The 15,550-nt window shown below is 73.3% G+C and carries 15 protein-coding genes; 2 read left to right on the top strand and 13 right to left on the bottom strand.

Annotation, left to right across the window (positions count from 1 at the left end):
* Positions 1-143: 143 nt before the first annotated feature.
* On the bottom strand, positions 144-332 hold the full coding sequence (locus Q0848_RS03750; RefSeq protein ID WP_299034994.1) for a hypothetical protein: 189 nt from the start codon (positions 330-332) through the stop codon (positions 144-146).
* A gap of 186 nt (positions 333-518) precedes the next feature.
* Positions 519-1,106, bottom strand: a complete 588-nt coding sequence (locus Q0848_RS03745; protein ID WP_299034992.1) for a hypothetical protein — start codon at positions 1,104-1,106, stop codon at positions 519-521.
* 313 nt (positions 1,107-1,419) lie between these two features.
* Here Q0848_RS03745 and Q0848_RS03740 point away from each other — a divergent pair, with 313 nt between their 5' ends.
* A complete protein-coding gene (locus tag Q0848_RS03740) occupies positions 1,420-1,689 on the top strand; it encodes a hypothetical protein (RefSeq protein ID WP_299034989.1) in 270 nt (89 codons plus the stop codon).
* Between the two features lie 61 nt (positions 1,690-1,750).
* On the opposite strand, the gene Q0848_RS03735 is transcribed toward Q0848_RS03740, so the two are convergent.
* The 9 genes from Q0848_RS03735 to Q0848_RS03695 all read right to left on the bottom strand — a co-directional run bounded on the left by Q0848_RS03735 (position 1,751) and on the right by Q0848_RS03695 (position 11,871).
* The gene (locus Q0848_RS03735) at positions 1,751-2,518 is read right to left on the bottom strand and encodes a DUF4262 domain-containing protein (protein WP_299034986.1); all 768 of its coding nucleotides are present in this window, start codon (positions 2,516-2,518) and stop codon (positions 1,751-1,753) included.
* A 406-nt stretch (positions 2,519-2,924) separates the two neighbouring features.
* Positions 2,925-3,344 (bottom strand): hypothetical protein, encoded by a 420-nt coding sequence (locus Q0848_RS03730; protein ID WP_299034984.1) that lies wholly within the window; start codon positions 3,342-3,344, stop codon positions 2,925-2,927.
* Between the two features lie 205 nt (positions 3,345-3,549).
* Entirely contained in the window at positions 3,550-4,239 is a 690-nt protein-coding gene (locus Q0848_RS03725; RefSeq protein WP_299034981.1) for a hypothetical protein, read from the bottom strand.
* A gap of 708 nt (positions 4,240-4,947) precedes the next feature.
* Positions 4,948-5,442 carry a hypothetical protein gene (locus Q0848_RS03720; RefSeq protein WP_299034978.1) on the bottom strand — a complete coding sequence of 165 codons (495 nt, stop codon included), beginning with the start codon at positions 5,440-5,442 and terminating at the stop codon, positions 4,948-4,950.
* 470 nt (positions 5,443-5,912) lie between these two features.
* A complete protein-coding gene (locus tag Q0848_RS03715; protein WP_299034975.1) occupies positions 5,913-6,818 on the bottom strand; it encodes a MerR family transcriptional regulator in 906 nt (301 codons plus the stop codon).
* A 746-nt stretch (positions 6,819-7,564) separates the two neighbouring features.
* Positions 7,565-9,268 (bottom strand): cytochrome bc complex cytochrome b subunit, encoded by a 1,704-nt coding sequence (locus Q0848_RS03710; protein ID WP_299034972.1) that lies wholly within the window; start codon positions 9,266-9,268, stop codon positions 7,565-7,567.
* The gene (locus tag Q0848_RS03705) at positions 9,265-10,182 is read right to left on the bottom strand and encodes a Rieske 2Fe-2S domain-containing protein (RefSeq protein WP_366146415.1); all 918 of its coding nucleotides are present in this window, start codon (positions 10,180-10,182) and stop codon (positions 9,265-9,267) included. The genes Q0848_RS03710 and Q0848_RS03705 overlap by 4 nt, the downstream gene beginning before the upstream one ends.
* Positions 10,183-10,289: 107 nt before the next feature.
* Positions 10,290-11,093 carry a c-type cytochrome gene (locus Q0848_RS03700; RefSeq protein WP_299034968.1) on the bottom strand — a complete coding sequence of 268 codons (804 nt, stop codon included), beginning with the start codon at positions 11,091-11,093 and terminating at the stop codon, positions 10,290-10,292.
* Positions 11,094-11,199: 106 nt separating this feature from the next.
* Complete coding sequence (locus tag Q0848_RS03695) at positions 11,200-11,871, bottom strand: heme-copper oxidase subunit III (RefSeq protein ID WP_366146390.1); 672 nt, start codon at positions 11,869-11,871, stop codon at positions 11,200-11,202.
* Between the two features lie 178 nt (positions 11,872-12,049).
* Between Q0848_RS03695 and trpD the strand changes: the two genes are divergently transcribed.
* Positions 12,050-13,108 (top strand): anthranilate phosphoribosyltransferase, encoded by a 1,059-nt coding sequence (trpD, locus tag Q0848_RS03690; protein WP_299034964.1) that lies wholly within the window; start codon positions 12,050-12,052, stop codon positions 13,106-13,108.
* A gap of 50 nt (positions 13,109-13,158) precedes the next feature.
* Here the strand turns inward: trpD and Q0848_RS03685 are convergent, their stop codons facing one another.
* Both Q0848_RS03685 and Q0848_RS03680 read right to left on the bottom strand, forming a co-directional pair.
* The gene (locus Q0848_RS03685) at positions 13,159-13,440 is read right to left on the bottom strand and encodes an Lrp/AsnC family transcriptional regulator (protein ID WP_299034961.1); all 282 of its coding nucleotides are present in this window, start codon (positions 13,438-13,440) and stop codon (positions 13,159-13,161) included.
* 176 nt (positions 13,441-13,616) lie between these two features.
* Positions 13,617-15,449, bottom strand: coding sequence for a DEDD exonuclease domain-containing protein (locus Q0848_RS03680; RefSeq protein WP_299034958.1), 1,833 nt, complete (start codon positions 15,447-15,449; stop codon positions 13,617-13,619).
* Positions 15,450-15,550: the final 101 nt, after the last annotated feature.

Below are 15,550 nucleotides of genomic sequence, written 5' to 3'. Positions count from 1 at the left end.
GGAGTGCTGCACGAGCCGGTGACGGCGGACCCGCGGCGAATCGTGACCGGACGGGGATCGTGACGCGGGGCATGCCCGCAGCAGATGGGGGGCAGAGGGGTGGTCGCAACACCACCTGGGACCGCTTCGCCAGCTGCGACGCCTTAGCGGTTCCCCGTCACACGTCGAGGAAGAAGGCGACGCAGTAGGAGCACGATGACGATGACGATGGTGGGTGCGAGCAAGAAGGGCAGCAGCCGGTCGTCCGGCATCAGTCGCCGGAGGATGTTGATCAGCGCCACGGTGGCCAACGCCGAAGGGAGCCCCCACATCAGGTTGGTGAGGTAGCTCATCCGGGGCTCATCGGATGGGTGCCCTTCGTACCGACTCAGCCTGTCGCCCATGCGAGGACGGTAGACGCCAGCTCGGGAACGCTGACGAGGTCCGTCCTGCCTGTCCGTGAGCCGATCCTCGGTGACACAGCCTCACGAGGGGGAGTGGGAATTGTTGTTGAGCGGCCAACTGCTCCGGCAGCGGGTCTAGGTCCTGACGTAAGGGCTGGTCAGGCCAGATGCGTGGGGTCCTCCGGCAGCGGTCGGGGCCTTGTCGCGTCGGTGGCCGGCGAGGTGGTCCTCGAGCCGGCGCAGGGCCAGGTAGACGCCCGCGGTCAGCGCGGCGGGAGCCACGACGCTGCCGACGACGGTGAAGATGCCGATGGCCCACGAGCTCATGCCCAGGCCTGGGCTGACGAAGACCCACAACAGCTCAGAGGCGGCGGTGAGCAGGACGCTCCCGGCGATCAGCACGGTGGCCGGCGAACTGCGCCAGCCCCCGGTCGAGGCTGACGGCTGCGTTTCCGGCGTCTCGGGCGTGTGGTTGCGGGTGAGCAGGTGGGCCTCGACGCGGCGCGCGAGCCGGTAGGCGCACACGAGCGCGAGGACGGCCCCGCAGCTCGTGATGACCCAGCTAGTGGCCAGGGCCCACGTGTGGAAGGTGCCGTTGTCGCTGTCGAAGGCCCCGGGCAGGGACAGGACATAGTGCGCGAACGCCCACAGCGCGAGGCCGCTGGTGAGGGGGAGGGCCAGGCGTCGCGGGGACGACGCACGGTCGCCGGCTGCTCGGGGCATGGCGCAGTGTCGCCCGCGCGGGGCCAGGCTGTCAGCGACGTCCTCGGACGGGTCAGGACTGCGGGACCTCGTGCTCGTCGACGAGCCGGGGCTGCTGCTCGGTCAGGTGGTACCGGACGGTGTGACCGGTTCAAGATCCTGGACGGACACCTGGAGCGCCGCCGGCCGCTCCTCGGCCGCCAGGAGCGCTGTCGCTAGGAGCTGGCACGGGCTGTCGCTGACGCCGGCCGGCTGCCGGGGCACGGCCAAGGCACAGCACCTTGGTCGCCGCGCACTCCGGCAGCAGTCACCTGTGGCTGGTATGGGTAGACACATGACTGTTGAGCAGCGCAAGGGCGCGCGCGGCACTCCGCGATGGCAGCGGCGGATGCCGACGCGGCGAGGGTCCATCGGCCAGTCCGTGTTCTCCGTGGTCATGGGTATTGCGTGGCTGGTGGTCATCGCGCCGCTGATCCTCGAGGGTGGCTCCTCGGGGTGGCGCATCACGCTCGTCATCGCCGTTCTCGTGGGCTGGCTGTGTTTCGCTGCTGCCTTCGCGGCGGGGGCGGTGGCGCAGCGGCGCGAAGAGGCAGTGGCTCGCTGACCGGCGTCAGGCCCGTCACGACGCTCTCGTCAGCAGCGCACCCGTCATGGGTCCCCTGCGGTCAGGCTGAGCCGAGGGGCCAGCGCACCCAGGGCGCCGTCGGACTGTCGCGCGTGGCGCAGCTGCCAGCGGGGATGTCGAGGACGTCGGCGACGGTGTGGTCGGCCTCGACCAGGTGCTCGCGGTGGACGAGGACGGGTACGGAGTCGTCGGTGACGTCGTCGTCCAGGAGCTGCCATTCGCCGTCGGCCTCGTGCCAGACCTTGGTGACTGCTGCGCCGTCGAGCACTGCCTGGGTCGAGAAGACGAGGTCGTGCTCGCGGTCTGCGGCCGCCGGGGAGGGCGGCACCTGCGGGCACGGCAGCGCGAGCAAGGGCACCGGCACCTCGCCGCGCAGGTCCTGCACGTCGGGCGGGTTGGCGTAGCCGGGGTGCCAGGGGAAGCGGCCGGTGGAATCGGTCCAGACCACCTGGAGGGTGGGGCGGTCGCCGTAGAGGGTCTCGACGACGCCGAGCTCGTGGTCGTCGTCGGCGTCGATGAGGACGACGGGGTGCGGGTCGTCCGCTTCGCCGGCGTCGAGGAGGCTGCCCGCGCGGAGGACCTCGCCGGTGTGCACGCGGTTGCCGAGCTGGTTGAGCAGCCAGATGGCGGACGAGGAGGGCAGGCCGGTGCAGATCAGCTCGGGGTGCTCGCGGGCGGAGAGCCCGACGGTGTAGGCGACGACCTGGGCTTCGCCCTCGTCGTCGTCCAGGACGCATCGCACGGCGTGCCCGTAGCGGTCGATGACCGCGCGGAGCTCGTCGAGCTCTCGCTTCTTCCGACGCTTCACCGGTGCCGGCTTCGTCGGTGCGGGCGGTGGGACGGGGTGGTCATGGACGCATCATCGGGGGGCCGTCCGCGGCCGGGTGTCAGGCGTCGGCGCGGTGATCGCCGCGCCAACCGGTCGGTCGTCCCGACAGAGGAGATGGCGGTCTCAGGACGTCCACGACGATCGGCTAGGGCTTGCGGGCGTCGTGGTCGGGAGGACCGGAGCTGGTCTGCGTCTGGTCGTCCGTGGTCCTCGAGTCGACGTCGTCTGGCGTGGCTCTCGAGCGTTCGTCGGGGCTCACGCTGTCAGCACCCCGCACCTGCTGTGCCTGATCGGGGCACCCGCCGGCGACGTGGGGTGTCCGGTCAACCATCGTCGGCGGAACCGGCTCGACGTCCTCCCTGAGGACGTCGACACGCGGATGCAGTCACGCCCTGGTGAGGAGTCCTCGGAGGGGTGCGCGGTCGCGGCGGCGTGCCATCGCCCAGGACTGCCACACGGCGACGAGGGTGGCTGCCCCGCAGAGGGCGCCCGCCAGTCCGAGTGAGCCCGGCACGTCGTTGGTGAGCTGGCCGTCGGTGAACAGCAGCAGCGCGGCGATGACCGCGAGGATCGCCATGGCGCTGGAGGCGGCGGCGGCGACGATCCAGGAGCGTCCTCGGGTCAGGAGGGCCCCGGCCAGAGCTCCGCACGCGGCGCCCGGCAGGCAGGCGTAGGCGGCGAGGATGAGGGTCGGGGGCGCGAACGCTGCGTCTGACGTCAGCAGGATGGGGAGCGTCACGACGGCGAAGATGACGGCCGCGCCGCCCAGCGCGCCGCGCAGGGCTCCACGCTCGCTCATGCTCATGACGTCTCCCTGGTCGATGCGACTGTCGCTGCGAGTCGGCAGGCTGTGTGGCCGCGCCGCCACTGGGTCCACGGCGTGGGACATGGTGCCGGCGTAGGCAGGGGCGAGGACGGGGAACACGCGACGTCGCCCAGGCAGGCGGCCCCAGCGGCGTTGTCGGAGCGCGGTGCTCAGTTGAGGACCAGCTGTGGGACGCCCTTCGCGCTCAGCGCCCGGGGATCACGACGAGCAGCACCACGGCGAGGAGGAAGCCGCCGAGGCCCCCGATCCGACGGGCGCGGCGCGGTCGCGGGACGAGCGGCGTGGGCCCCGAGAGCAGGCAGAAGAGCAGGACGCCCACGGGTGGCACCAGGAAGAAGGACCAGGCCCAGCCCCAGCGCGTCAGGCGCCAGGGCTCGGTGCCGCTGACCAGGGCGATGAGGGCGCTGAGCCATCCGCCGACGGCGAGCAGCGGGAGCCACCAGGGGACGACGACGTCGTAGAGGAGTGCGGCGCTCGTGACGGGCTCTCGGCGCTCGACCTCGAGGTCGGGGGCGATCTGGCGCAGCTCGGTGGTGGCGTCGCTCCCGATCCCGTCCGGGGTCTGGCGGTCCACCTGGGCCGACCGCGTGATGAGTCCGGTGCGCCAGCGGATCTCCTGGGTCGCGTACGTCTCGACGCCCTCGACGCCGGGCACGCGGTACCCGAAGGCTTGGACGGTCGTGGCGTCGCCGGCGGCGACGTCTGCGCGCAGCCGCTCGGGGGAGGAGGGGTGCACCCCGACCACGGTGGTCAGGACGGCGACGAGCAGGCCGATCGCGGCGATCGCCAGTCGCGTCCGCAGGCCCCACCGCGTGCGGGACGTAGGGCTGTGACGCGCGCGGTCGGACCTGTGACTGCCCGTCATCGTGCTCACGAGCGGAGACTACGGGCGGGTGACCGCTGGTCGTCGGCTCTTCAGCGACGGGAGTGCAGCGGGGTGAAGACGTGGAAGTGTCGAGGCGCTGCTGCAGAGAACCACTGGAGCCGGACTCGTACCGGGCGCGGGCCGCCCGGTCGAGGATCGTGCGCGGGACGTCCGGACGAGGAGTCGGTGGAGGTTCTACCTTCGCGGCATGGCTGACGAGAGCAGCTAGTCGAGCGCGTGGTCGTGGCGCGCTTCGTGGCTGTGGGTGGTGGCTGTTCTCCTGCTGGTCCTCGGCGCCGTTCTGACGCTGCCGATGGTCTTCGAGTCGAGCCCGGGGGAGAGGGCAGAGGCGGCTAGGAGCCTCTGGCCGTCGGTCGCTGCCGTGGCGCTCACCGGCGCTGGGGCAGCCACTGCCGGCGTGGGGTGTCCGCGGCGTGATGCGATCGTCTTGACACAGGCGCTCGGCGGGGTCGCGCCAGGCGTCAGGAGGCGTGTGCCACACCTTCCGGTGCCCCGAGCACCAGACCAAGGGGCACCCATTGAGGGGGGACAGCTGTCGACTCCTGCGCGTGTCGCGCGTCGCCCTCTCGCGGCTCACCGCTGCTCCACGTGAGGACCGGACCCGGGTCGACGACGACCGCGCCCCCTGGTCTGCGGGGCGGATCTGCCGACGTCACCGCGTCGGCGGCCCGCCCCGATGCGGCGTGGCGCGAGGAGCTAACCCGTCGTCTGCCCGTCGGTGGGCGCGGGCTGAGGCCCGGCGACCCCGGCCACCCAGTAGGTGTCCTCGGGCGCAGTGATGGTGACCTCAACAGTCCCACCGGTGCTGGCGCGGGCCTCGCTCCATCCCCAAGCACCCTCGCACTCCTGAGGCTGCGAGATGTCGCCCACGTCCGACAGGCCCGCGTCCTCGGCCTCGGGGTCGGAGACCTCCGCCTCGACCAGACCCGCCGTCAGGCAGCGCACCACCACGGCGTACCCGTCGGGAGCGCGAAAGGGAGCGAGCGGCTGGTCTGCACGGCCGAGGGTGGGGGCGACGAGGAAGTCCGCCCCCGGGTAGTCCCGGCGAACAGCCTCCACACCATCGAGAACAGCGTCCGCGTCCGGGACTGCGACGTCCTCTGCGGCCGGCTCCGGGTTGTAGACGTCGCCTCTCGCGACCTGGGAGACCTCGTTGCCGCCGGAACACCCAGTCACCAGAGCTGCTGCCACGACCGACAGGCCAGCCAGCCCGCGAAGACGACCCATCACACGACTCCGCACGACGTGGAAGGTAACAGCGCCGCCCCCGGTCGCGGGTGGCTGGGACAGCACCCGGCCATGCCACCGAAGCGTCGCCCCGCTGACGATCGGCGACCAGGACGGCTGCGACGACGGGTGTCGCGCGCCACGCCCCGTGGCCGTGGCGGCGCCGCGGACGCCGTCGTCGTGGGGAGCCTCCTGCTCGGCGTCCCCGATCCGGTCTGATGGTTCTCGACACACCACCGATGGGTGCCGCTGGGGCTGTCTGGAGGTTGGTGCCACGACGCCAGAGGTCTTCGGAGCGATGGAGCAACGGACGACCATCGAGGTGCAGCTGTCGGCTCCTGCGCGTGTCGGCTCGTCGAGCCGTCGACGTCAGCGCCGCACCGGACGGCGGTAGTCCCTCGGGCGTGCGCTCACTGCTGCCGGCATCTGCGGGCTCAAGGGGCGGGTGGCTCGTGGGCGGCGAGCTCCACGGCCAGCTCCATGCACCGCACGCGGGCGGGGGAGAAGTCGTAGGGCATCTTCCCCACGGCTTCGACGGCGCTCATGACCCTCGCCCCCTCGCCGAGGCCGCGGGCGGCCTCGTCCTGACCCTCATCTGCGGGGTCAGGGTGCAGGGCTTCCCAGGAGTCGCAGAGCGCTTCGTCGTCCTGCGCCAGGCCGGAGCTCTCGATGACGGCGTCCAGCGCCAGGTCGAAGGCGTGTCGTTCGGCAGCCACCTGTGCCACCCGGGGGTCGTCGACGGCGACCGTGTCGTCGAGGGCCTCCTCGGCGGCTTCGACGCGGTCGGATTCCTCCCGCAGGCTCGGGTGGGTGGCCATGGCGAGGTGACGGGTGACGTTGATGGCCGCACCGAGCGGGCCGAAGATCCGCTCGATGACCAGGAGGCTGTCCAGGTCTGACTGACGGAGGAAGCCCTCGGGCAGGGTCGCGAGGCGGTCGGTGACGAGGTCGGAGAGCAGACCCGCCCTGCTGCCTCGGGTGCGCATGCGCTGCACGGCAGCCTGCTGGAGCTGCAGCTCTGCTTCCCGGGCGCCCAGGGTCTTCTCCAGCCGTCCCAGGACGCCCGCGATGTCGTGATCGGCACCGGCCCCAGCAGGTGCTGTGCCGTCGAAAGCGGCACGGATGTCGTCCAGGGCGATCCCGGCGTCGGCCATCTTGCGGATCCACAGCAGCCGGATCATGTCCTCGTAGCCGTAGCGGCGGCGCCCGTCGCTGCCCCGCTCAGGCTCGGGGAGCAGGCCGATCTGGTGGTAGTGGCGGATCGCCCGAGGCGTGGTGCCGACGAACGACGCCGCGTCACCGATCTGCACCTGACGCGGCGGGGTGGAGGACAGAGACATGAGCGGGCCTTCCTCGACGGGGCGGGACGTGCTCACCGGACCACATGACGCTACGGAAGGTGCAAGTCCCAGCACCTCGTCCGGCGCCCATGCCAGGAGAACCAGTCCGTTCTGCGCGTGCCGCCTCGGTGCCACGCGGGGAAGCCGGGCAGCAGTCCTGAGCCGAGCCGGTCGGGCCGGTGCGCTGCTGGCACGAGCCCGCGTCGAGCTGCTGCTCGCGTGGTGGCCGGGCCGGCCTCGAGGTGCCTGTCGACACCCCCCCTGGGACGGGTCTGGGGCGCCGATCTGGCGGCTGCGACGGCCCGAGCCGCTCCTCGCCCGCTGCCGACCCCCGTCCCGGGAGCTCCGTCCCCTGACCGGGTCCCGGAGGGCCGAGGTCGAGGGAGGGCTCGAGCGGGCGGAGAGCCAGGTCGGCGGAGAGCCAGGTCGACGGAGAGCCAGGTCGACGGGGACAGGTTGAGAGCGGGCCACGGGCCCTGCGGAGGGTGGAGGCCGGCTCTGGACCTCGTCACCCTCGGCGGCAGCCCCGCTGGTCGGCTGCGCCTGGCGAGGTCGCCCCTGAGACGACGCCGGACGCGGCGCACCGGCTCCTCCGTCCTCCAGACGCCGATCGCCCGCGACGTCTGCGCCCGTGCGGCGGTGCGCCCGCCGGACGACGAGGCCCGCACGCACGACGACGCCCCTCTCGCAGATCGCGGGAGGGGCGTCGTCGGTGGACCTGGGGCGCCGCGGGGCGACCCGGTCCGTCAGTCGGGCGTGCCCGAGGTCAGCTCGCGGCGCGCGGCCTCGTCGCCCGTGGGCTGCTCGATGGCCTCGTGCTCGCCGTGGTGCTGCGCGGCAGCGAGCTCGCGGGGCGTCACGGGCTCCACGCGGTCCTCGAAGAAGAACCCCGAGAGGTTGGCGCGGACGCGCTCGACGACCGACGGCTTGCGGCCGTCCTCGTGCGCCTTCGGCGGGATCGCCATCGGCCGGTACGTCTCGTGCTGCACGAGGAGCCAGCGCTCGGTGTCCGACAGCGGCTCGTGCACCTCGAAGTACTCGCCGTCGGCGGTCCGCACCACGCGGCCCGTCTCGTGGCCGTGCAGGGCCAGCTCGCGGTCCTTGCGCTGCAGCGACAGGCAGATCCGCTTCGTGACGACGAACGCCACGGGCGGGAGCACGAAGAACATGAAGCGCAGGAACCACGTGAGGTCGTTGATCGACATCCGGAAGGCGAGAGCCATCAGGTCGTTGCCGGCCGCCGCCCACATGACGCAGTAGGAGGTGATGGCCATGACGCCGATGCCGGTGCGGACCGGGGCGTTGCGCGGGCGGTCGAGCAGGTGGTGCTCGCGGTTGTCGCCGGTCACCCACTGCTCGAGGAACGGGTAGGCGAGCAGCGCCATGACCATCAGGCCCGGCACCACGAGCGAGGGCAGGAACACGTTCAGCGAGAGCGTGAACCCGGCCAGCGTGAACTCGGGCTGACCCGGCATCAGGCGCAGCAGCCCGTCGACGAACCCGATGTACCAGTCCGGCTGGGTGCCGGCCGAGACGGGGGAGGGGTCGTAGGGCCCGTAGACCCAGATCGCGTTGATCGACACCAGCCCCGAGATCAGGATGATGACGCCGAACACGATGAAGAAGAAGCCGCCGGCCTTCGCGGCGTACACCGGCATGAGCGGGAAGCCCACGACGTTGTCGTTCGTCCGCCCGGGCCCGGGGTACTGCGTGTGCTTGTGGGCCACGACCAGCGCCAGGTGCAGCGCGATGACCGCGAGGATGATCCCCGGCAGCACGAAGACGTGGAGGATGTACAGCCGCGGGATGATCGTCTCGCCGGGGAACTCGCCCCCGAAGAGGAAGAACGTGATGTACGTGCCGACGACCGGGATGGCGAGGATGACGCCCTCGATGATCCGCAGGCCGTTGCCGGAGAGCAGGTCGTCGGGGAGCGAGTAGCCGGTGAAGCCCTCGGCCAGCGCCAGGACGGCGAGGACGACGCCCAGCACCCAGTTGAACTCGCGGGGCTTGCGGAAGGCGCCCGTGAAGAACACGCGGAGCATGTGCACGACGATGGCGGCGACGAAGATCAGGGCCGACCAGTGGTGCACCTGCCGCATCAGCAGGCCGCCGCGGATGTCGAACGACAGGTTCAGCGACGAGGCGTAGGCCTCGGACATCGTCACGCCGTACATCGGCGCGTACGAGCCCTCGTACTCCACCAGCGTCATGCTCGGCACGTAGAACAGCGCGAGGAACGTGCCGGAGATCAGCAGGATGACGAAGCTGTAGAGCGCGATCTCCCCGAGCATGAACGACCAGTGGTCGGGGAAGACCTTGCGCGCGAAGCCCTTGACGAGGCGCGCGGCGCCGATGCGCTCGTCGAGGTAGTCGGCCGCGCCGGCGGACAGGCGGGCGGTGCGGCTGGTGGGTGTGAAGGCAGCGGTGCTGCCGGCGGGGGTGCTCATCCGCGCTCCCAGTAGCTCGGTCCGGGCGGTTCGAGGAAGTCGCTCTGCGCCACGAGGTACCCCTCGTCGTCCACCGAGATGGGCAGCTGGGGGAGGGCGCGCTTGGCCGGTCCGAAGATGACCTTGCAGTGCTGCGTCAGGTCGAACGTGGACTGGTGGCAGGGGCACAGGAGGTGGTGCGTCTGCTGCTCGTAGAGCGCCACCGGGCACCCGACGTGCGTGCAGATCTTCGAGAAGGCGTAGATGCCGTCCACGTCCCAGCCCACGCGGTCCTCGTCGTACTCCACCACGTCGGGGTCGACGCGCATGATGAGCACGGCCGCCTTGGCCTTCTCGTCGAGGAAGTGGTCGCTCTCGTAGAGGTTCTCCGGGATCACGTGGAAGACCGACCCGAGGGTGACGTCCGAGGCCAGGATCGGCTCCGCGGAGGGGTCGAGCGCCAGGCGGACGCCCTCGTCCCAGAGCGTCTCGGCGAGCGCGTCCCCGGGCAGGGGGCCGAGGTCGCGGAGCAGCACCACCGCCGGCAGCGGGGCCAGCGCCGCGGCGCCGACGAGGCCGCCGAGGATGAACGGACGCCGACCGAGACCGGACTCCTGCCCGCTCTGGACCATGATCGCGGCGGCGTCGTCGCGCTCCTCCTTGGTCCCGCGCTGGGGGTGGCGCTCGTCGAACATCTCGGTGTCCGGCATGAGGGTCTTCGCCAGGTGCACCGCAGCGGTGCCGATGAAGAAGATCCCGAAGCCCAGGCCGAGGCCGAGGGTGATGTTGCTGACCTGCAGCGTCGCGAAGGTGCCGTCGAGCGGCACAGCGAAGTAGGCGACGATGAAGAAGATCGTCCCGAGCGCGGACAGGCCCAGCATGACGAGCACCTGGCGCTCGGCGCGCTTGGCCGCCCGGGGGTCGAAGTCCGCCATGCGGTGGCGGTGCGCCGGCAGGCCGGGGTTGCGGAAGCGGACCGGGGTGCGTCCGCCGTCCGGCTCGTCCGCCGCCGTCTGCCCCGAGTTGGGGAGCTGGACGTCGCTCACGAGGACTTCGCCCCCAGCCAGACGGCGCAGCCGAGGAGCAGGACCATCGCGCCCACCCAGACGAACAGGCCCTCGGTCACCGGGCCGATGCTGCCGAGCGACCAGCCGCCGGGGGAGGGGGTGGTGTTGACGTGGTCGAGGTAGCTGATGATCTGCTGCTTCTCCTCGGGCGAGATGTTGTCGTCGTTGAAGACGGGCATCGACTGCGGGCCGGTCTGCATGGCCTCGTAGATGTGGCGGTTCTCGACGTCGTCGAGGGGCGGTGCGTACTTGCCCTGGGTGAGGGCGCCGCCCGAGCCGACCACGTTGTGGCACATGGCGCAGTTGATGCGGAAGAGCTCTCCACCGGCGGCGATGGCCTCGACGTCGTCGGTGGCCTCTACCTCGCCGGGCTCGGGGATGGCCGGGCCCGGTGCGAGGGAGGCGACGTAGGCGGCGAGGTCGGCGACGTCCTGGTCGTCGAAGACGACGGGCTTCTGGGGCGCCTGCGGGGCCTGCTGCGCGAGCGGCATGCGACCGGTGGCGACCTGGAAGTCGACCGAGGCGGCGCCGACGCCGATGAGGCTGGGTCCGGCGCTGCCGCCCTGCGCCTGCAGGCCGTGGCAGGTGGCGCAGTTGGCCAGGAAGAGCTCCTGGCCGCGGTCGACGTCGCCGACGGCGCCCTCGACGGTCGGCGCGATGGTCGCGTCGGCCCGGCTCGGTGCCAGGGCCGTGTAGGCGGCGCCCGTCACCAGCAGGGCCATCAGCAGCAGCAGCGCTGTGGCGGCGGGGTGGCGCCGGCGCGCGGCGAGGGTTCTCACGTCCTGGGCTTCCTCACGCTCGGGGTGCGGTGCCGGGCCGGGGGTGCGGCGGCCGGGCGGTGGTTCGTGCTCGGGGTCCTCGAGGGGCTCTTCGGCGGCACGGCGGTCACCGGATGACGTAGATGACGAAGAAGAGCCCGACCCAGACGACGTCGACGAAGTGCCAGTAGTACGACGTCACGATGGCGGCGGTGGCCTCGTGGTGCCCGAAGCGGCGGGCGGCGAAGGCGCGGGCGATGACGACGCAGAAGGCGAGGAGCCCGCCCACGACGTGCAGCCCGTGGAAGCCGGTCGCCAGGTAGAAGACCGAGCCGTACGCGGTGCTGGAGATGGTCAGGCCCTCGCTGACGAGCGTGGCGTACTCCCACACCTGGCCGGCGATGAAGATCGAGCCCATCACGAACGTGACGACGAACCACTCGACCATGCCCCAGCGGGCGAGGCTCAGGTGGCCGCCGAGGCGGTAAGGCTGGAAGCGCTCCGCGGCGAAGACGCCGAGCTGGCACGTGATCGAGCTCGACACGAGGATGCCCGTGTTGATGGCCGCGAACTGCTGGTCCAGCAGCGGTGCGCCCTCGGCCCAGAGGCCGGGGGCCGCCGCGCGGATCGTGAAGTACATCGCGAAGAGCCCGGCGAAGAACATCAGCTCGCTGGACAGCCACACGATGGTGCCGACCGAGACCATGTTCGGTCGGTTGACCGTGGCGTGGCCGACGGCCGTGGGGACTGCGGTCTCGGAGGTCACGAGAGGAGTATGGACGACGACGCCGCGCGGCATGCGGGGGGTGCGCGCGTGTCGTCCGCCGCGCCCCGATCGTTACGCTCGCCCGTGCGGCGCAGGCCCTCGCGGAGCGCGCCCGCACCGGGCCGGTGGCCCGGCCCACCCCCTCCGGGGCCGACCCCGGACCGAGCCGCTGCTCCCCCTGCGGGGCCGGGCGGCGACGTTGAGGAGCGACGTGGAGCGCACCACCAGCACCCCCTCGTGGCGTGACCTGACCGCCCGGCTGCTCGCCGGCGAGGACCTCGCCGCGCACGAGACGGCCTGGGCGATGGGCGAGGTGATGGCCGGCTCCGCCCCGGCGGTCCCCCTGGCGGGCCTGCTCGTGGCCCTGCGCGCCAAGGGCGAGTCGGTGGCCGAGGTGACGGGCCTCGCCGACGCCATGCTGCGGGCCGCCGTGCCCCTGGCCGTGCCCGGCCGCTGCCTGGACGTCGTCGGGACCGGGGGGGACCTGGCCAGCACGGTCAACCTGTCGACCATGGCCGCGATCGTGTCCGCCGGGGCGGGGGAGCGGGTCGTCAAGCACGGCAACCGGGCGGCCTCGTCGGCGTGCGGCACGGCCGACGTCCTCGAGGAGCTGGGCGTGCGCCTGGACGCGCCCCCGGCGCGGGTCGGCGAGATCGCGACGGAGGTGGGCATCACCTTCTGCTTCGCGCCGGTCTTCCACCCCTCGATGCGCCACGCCGCCCCCGTGCGGCGCGAGCTGGGCGTGCCGACGGCCTTCAACCTGCTGGGGCCGCTGACGAACCCGGCGCAGCCCGCCGCCAGCGCCATCGGCGTGGCGGACGCCCGGATGGCCCCCCTCGTCGCCGGCGTCCTCGCCGCCCGCGGGCGGGACGCCCTCGTCGTGCGCGGCGGCGACGGGCTGGACGAGCTCACGACCACCGCGCCCTCGACCGTCTGGTGGGTCCGGCAGGACGCGGGGGAGGGCTCGAGCGTGCACGAGGGGCGCCTCGACGCCGTCGACCTCGGCCTGCCGAGGGCCCGGCCGCAGGACCTGCGCGGCGGCGGTCCGCGCGAGAACGCCGCCGTCGTGCGCGACGTCCTGGCCGGCGGCCGCGGCCCGGTGCGCGACGCCGTGCTGCTCAACGCCGCGGCCGCGCTGGTCGCCGCCGAGGGCGGGGGCGGCGACCTGCTCGAGCGCATGGGGGCCGGGCTCGCCCGGGCCGCCACCGCCGTGGACTCCGGCGCGGCCGCCGACGTCCTGGACCGCTGGGTCGTCGCCTCGCGGGCCTGACCCCGCCGGTCGCCCCTCGACGCACGGGGGCCGCCGACGAGGCTGCGGCGTCAGCCCTCGAGGCCGAGGTCGAAGGCCTGGTCCAGGTCGTGGCGGGAGTAGGTGCGGAAGGCCAGGTGCGTGCGGGTGCGCACCACGCCGGGCACCTTGCTGAGGCGGTCGGCGATCGCGTCCGCGAGGTCCTCGTGGCGGTGCGCCCGGACGACCGCCACCAGGTCGACGTCCCCGGTGACCGAGTACACCTCGGTGACGCCGGGGAGGTCGGCGATCTCGGCGGCTGCCTCGGGGATGCGGTCGGCGGCGGTGTCGACGAGCACGATGGCGGTGATCACGGCGGCGTCTCCGGGTGCTGGGGGTGGGGAGCGTCTCGACTGCGTCGAGACCGGCCCAGCGTGGCCCCGTCGACGGCGGTGCGTCGAGCGGGCTCGGCTGGGCAGGGCCACGTCACGAGCTCCTCACGTCACCCTCTACCTGAGGTCGAGGCCGACGGTGGCGGGCTGCTGCGTCGTCAGGTCGTCTGGTCGAGGAGGTCGTCGAGGTCGTCCGCCGGCAGGGGCAGCCGCAGGCGCTGCGCCTGGCCGACGGCGCCGTGCAGCGGGCTGGCCCAGATGCCGTCGAGCTCGACGAGGCGCACGCCGTCCTGCTCCAGCCAGCGGGCGACGAGCTCGGTCTCGCCGACGAGGGCGGCCGGTGCCGGTGCGGCCGCCGCGACGACGGCCTCCCCGGTGGCCCGCAGCGAGGCGACGACGGGGAGCGGGTCGGTGCCCGCCGCGGCCACGGCCGTCCCGGCCAGGCGACCGTGGCGCACCAGCACGAGCTCCCAGCCCCCTCCGGCGTCGGAGGGGCGGCGTCGGGCCGCGACGAGCTCGGCCGCCGCGGCCAGGGGGGCCAGCCGCGAGTGGGCTCCCGCGGCGCCGAGGTAGGCGAGCAGGCGGTCGCGGTGCGCCGCGGCCTCCTCGAACCGCTCGGCGGCCGCAGCCTCCCCGGCGCGCCGCAGCCCGGCCTCGACGACGGAGCGCGGGTCGCCGCCCAGGGCGGTGCGGACCTCGGAGACGACGAGCCCGTAGTCCTCGCGGCTCTGGGCGCCGGTGCAGGGGGCGCCGCAGCGACCCAGCTCGGCGAGGGCGCAGGCGCTGGCGCCCGGGGCGGGGCGCACGGGCAGGCGCCCGGTGCAGCGGCGCAGCGGGTGCGCCTCGTGGAGGGCCTCGACCGCGAGCTCGGCGGTGCGGGCGCTGCGCACCGGCCCGAGGTAGGTAGCGCCGTCGTCGGCGACCCGTCGCACGACCGAGACCCGCGGGAAGGCCTCGTCCGTCAGCTTCAGCCACCGGCCGCGGTCGGGTCGCGTGGAGCGCCGGTTGTACGCGGGGCGGTGCTCGGCGATCAGGCGCAGCTCGCGCACCGCCGCCTCGAGGGGCGTGGGGCACACCACGGGCACGACGCGCGCCGCGCGGGTGACCATCTGGTCCATCCGGGCGCGGGTCTCCCCGGCCGTGAAGTACGAGCGGACCCGGCGGCGGATGTCGCGCGAGGTGCCCACGTAGAGGACCTCGCCGAGGCCGTCGAGGAAGAGGTAGACCCCCGGGGCGGAGGGGAGCCCCTCGGCCAGGTGCCGCTGGGCCCTCCGCCGGGGCTGCAGCCGGGAGCCCGCGCGCAGCTGGTCGCGCAGGTCCTCCAGGGTGCGCACCCCCACCCCGCCGAGGCGCCCCAGGAGCGCGTGCAGCACGTCGACCGTGGCGCGCGCGTCGTCGAGCGCCCGGTGCGTGGGCGTCGTGGCCGAGCCGAGGTGCGCCGCGAGCGTGGCGAGCTTGTGGTTGCGCACCTCGTCGCGGCCCAGCACGGCGCGCGACAGGGTGACCGTGTCGACGACCTCGTTGCCCGGCCAGGCGCGCCCCGTGCGGGCGCCGGCGGCGCGCAGGAAGCCGGTGTCGAAGGGGGCGTTGTGGGCGACGAGCACGGCGTCGCCGACGAACTCCCAGAACGCAGGCAGGACCTGCTCGACCGTCGGGGCCGCCGCGAGCATCGCGTCGGTGATGCCCGTGAGCACCGTGATGAGCGGCGGGACCGGGCCGCCCGGGTCGACGAGGGTCGACATCTCGCCCAGCACCTCGCCGCCGCGCACCTTCACCGCACCGATCTCGGTGATGGCGCACGTGCGCGCCGAGCCCCCCGTGGTCTCCAGGTCGACCACGACGAAGGTGACGTCCTGCAGCGGGGTGCCCAGGTCGTCCAGGGAGGTCTGCACGGGCGCGCGGACCGGGCGCGCGGCGCCCGGGGTCGGGGCCGTCGGGCCGCCGCCCGGCGCGGGCGCCGGAGGGGCCGGGAGGAGGGGTGCGGCGTGCATGGGGCGGACGGTAGGGGCGCCCCCCGACAGCGCCGCGCCGCGCGGGGCCGTCCGGGTGCGGACGGGCGCGGACGCCGGTGCGCCGGGCGCGAGCGGGGCGG

Origin of the sequence: uncultured Pseudokineococcus sp. (assembly GCF_947495735.1) — a bacterium.
GTDB lineage: Bacteria > Actinomycetota > Actinomycetes > Actinomycetales > Quadrisphaeraceae > Pseudokineococcus.
The sequence above is the reverse complement of the archived record's forward strand: the minus strand, read 5'-3'. Positions and strand labels throughout refer to the sequence as shown.

Bases quoted from the DNA above. Each gene is read 5' to 3' on its own strand.
- Q0848_RS03750 (WP_299034994.1), bottom strand. From the start codon at position 332: ATGAGCTACCTCACCAACCTGATGTGGGGGCTCCCTTCGGCGTTGGCC.
- Q0848_RS03745 (WP_299034992.1), bottom strand. From the start codon at position 1,106: ATGCCCCGAGCAGCCGGCGACCGTGCGTCGTCCCCGCGACGCCTGGCC.
- Q0848_RS03740 (WP_299034989.1), top strand. From the start codon at position 1,420: ATGACTGTTGAGCAGCGCAAGGGCGCGCGCGGCACTCCGCGATGGCAG.
- Q0848_RS03730 (WP_299034984.1), bottom strand. From the start codon at position 3,344: ATGAGCATGAGCGAGCGTGGAGCCCTGCGCGGCGCGCTGGGCGGCGCG.
- Q0848_RS03715 (WP_299034975.1), bottom strand. From the start codon at position 6,818: ATGTCTCTGTCCTCCACCCCGCCGCGTCAGGTGCAGATCGGTGACGCG.
- Q0848_RS03710 (WP_299034972.1), bottom strand. From the start codon at position 9,268: ATGAGCACCCCCGCCGGCAGCACCGCTGCCTTCACACCCACCAGCCGC.
- Q0848_RS03705 (WP_366146415.1), bottom strand. From the start codon at position 10,182: ATGGCGGACTTCGACCCCCGGGCGGCCAAGCGCGCCGAGCGCCAGGTG.
- Q0848_RS03695 (WP_366146390.1), bottom strand. From the start codon at position 11,871: ATGCCGCGCGGCGTCGTCGTCCATACTCCTCTCGTGACCTCCGAGACC.
- Q0848_RS03680 (WP_299034958.1), bottom strand. From the start codon at position 15,449: ATGCACGCCGCACCCCTCCTCCCGGCCCCTCCGGCGCCCGCGCCGGGC.